Raw genomic sequence first — 2,044 nt, forward strand, 5'->3', positions numbered from 1 at the left:
CCAGCCGGGCCGTATCCTGAAGTGCAAGGGCTGGGAGACCGATCCCAACGCCTACATCTATTTCATCACCCAGGCGCCGGTGTGGGAGAAGATCTGCGACGTCATCGGCGAGCCGACCTGGAAGACCGACCCGGCCTATTCCAAGCCGGCTGTGCGGCTGCCGAAGCTCAATGAGATCTTCGCGCGCATCGAACAATGGACGATGACGAAAACAAAATTCGAGGCGATGGACATCCTCAACGAGGACGACATCCCGTGCGGCCCGATCCTGTCGATGAAGGAACTGGCCGAGGATGCGTCGCTACGCGCGACCGGCACCGTGGTCGAGGTCGATCACCCCGAGCGCGGCAAATATCTCTCGGTCGGCAACCCGATCAAGATGTCGGATTCACCCACCGAGGTGACCCGTTCGCCACTGCTCGGCGAACACACCGACGAGATCCTGCGCCAGGTACTCGGCTTCAGTGACCATCAGGTCGCCGAGATCCACGATTCCGGCGCGCTCGATCCGCCGCGCAAGGTTGCGGCGGAGTAGCCTTTCTTAACCTCGCCCCGCTCTTCCGCGGGGAGAGGCCGGAGCCTCGCGCCAGCGAGGCTCCGGGTGAGGGGCGAGGCCATATTGCTTGCGGACTTCTTTGACATGACTCGAACGCGCTTCGCACATTCGAGTCACCCTCTCCCCGCAAGCGGGGCGGGGGAAGAAAGTACCGCGCGCAGCCTCGGTTCATCAGGTCTTGTTGATCGATACGCCGCCATCGACCAGCATCGCGGTGCCGGTCATAAAGCTCGATGCATCGGAAGCCAGAAATAGCGCCGCGCTTGCTTGTTCTTCCGGCCGGGCAAGTCGCTTCAGCGCGTGCATGTTACGCACGAAATCCTTCATCTCGTCCGTGTTGGCCATGATGTCAGCCGCGGCGGTCTGGGTGCCGCCCGGCAACAAAGCATTGATGCGAATGCCCTGCGGTCCGTATTCGACTGCAAGCGCCTTCATCAGCCCGATCATCCCAGCTTTGCTTGCGGCATAGGTCGCCGCTCCGGGCATGGCCGCCGTATGGCCGACGAACGAGCTGACGAAGATCAATGATCCCGCGCCCCGCGCCAGAAGCGCGGGAAGCTGATATTTGGCGCCAAGAAAAGCACTGGTCAGATTGGTCGCCATCGTGTGGTCCCACGAATCGCGGCTTACGTCTGTCGTCAGCATCAACGGCCCGAGGGCGCCGGCATTGTTGACGGCAATATCGAGCCCGCCGAAGCGCGTGATTGCCGCGTCGACAACGGCCCGAGCATGGGATTCGTCGGTGACGTCTCCGGCCACCCCCACGGCGATGCCACCCGCTGCGTTGATCTCGCTGACCAGACTATCCAGCAATTCACCGCGCCGCGCCGTCACGATCACCCGGGCGCCTTCCGCCGCGAAAAGCCTCGCAATTGCTCGCCCTATGCCGGAACTCGCGCCGGTAACGATTGCGGTTTTGTTGTCCAGCGCCTTGTTTGATGGTGTCGCCACGTCGGTCTCTCCATTATTCGGAAGGCAACCGTGACGCGTTGTTTGCGACGCGCGACACCCGATACCAGAGACGTCTCGGACGATCGCGTGCCGCTTTTGCCGTCCCGTACTCAAGCCAGGCCTGAGACTTCCGCCCGGACGGCTTTTCCATGGAACTTTGATAAGAAAATCAAATCGACCGATATTGCACTGCAAAATTATCTTTGCTGCTATGCAAACAAAACAATTGGGACTGGCATCTGGTATACGTACATTGACTTCAGATGATGACGCAGCGCCTTCGCGCTCCATTTGAGGGATCGACAATGTCCAAGACTGCTTCGCTCGGCCTCGCCCCGACCTCCACCCTTTTCGGTCGTCTGATGGCCTCCATCGACAGCCTGTTGATGAGCAGCGCCCGCATCTCGGCGCGCAACGGCGACCTGCCCTACTTCGGTCTCTGATCCAGATTCGGGAGATCGGCGCTCGCCGCCGCTCTCCCGCACGATGTTTCCTCCCAAACTTGGCCCCGGTTTTCCGGGGCCTTTTTTTGCGACA

The 2,044-nt window shown here is 61.0% G+C and carries 3 protein-coding genes; 2 read left to right on the top strand and 1 reads right to left on the bottom strand.

The annotated features are described in order from the left end of the window. Positions 1-535 (top strand): CoA transferase (locus tag Q0S16_RS02210; protein WP_295844540.1); only part of this gene is annotated, 535 nt, incomplete at its 5' end. Between the two features lie 192 nt (positions 536-727). On the opposite strand, the gene Q0S16_RS02215 is transcribed toward Q0S16_RS02210, so the two are convergent. After that, positions 728-1,507, bottom strand: coding sequence for an SDR family oxidoreductase (locus Q0S16_RS02215; protein WP_295844545.1), 780 nt, complete (start codon positions 1,505-1,507; stop codon positions 728-730). Between the two features lie 305 nt (positions 1,508-1,812). Between Q0S16_RS02215 and Q0S16_RS02220 the strand changes: the two genes are divergently transcribed. Next, positions 1,813-1,950 carry a hypothetical protein gene (locus tag Q0S16_RS02220; RefSeq protein ID WP_295844542.1) on the top strand — a complete coding sequence of 46 codons (138 nt, stop codon included), beginning with the start codon at positions 1,813-1,815 and terminating at the stop codon, positions 1,948-1,950. Positions 1,951-2,044 lie beyond the last annotated feature (94 nt).

The sequence above is a fragment of the Tardiphaga sp. genome, from assembly GCF_025356345.1.
GTDB lineage: Bacteria > Pseudomonadota > Alphaproteobacteria > Rhizobiales > Xanthobacteraceae > Tardiphaga.

What these genes read in the sequence shown, in the direction of transcription:
- Q0S16_RS02220 (WP_295844542.1), top strand. Translation starts at nt 1,813, where the DNA reads ATGTCCAAGACTGCTTCGCTCGGCCTCGCCCCGACCTCCACCCTTTTC.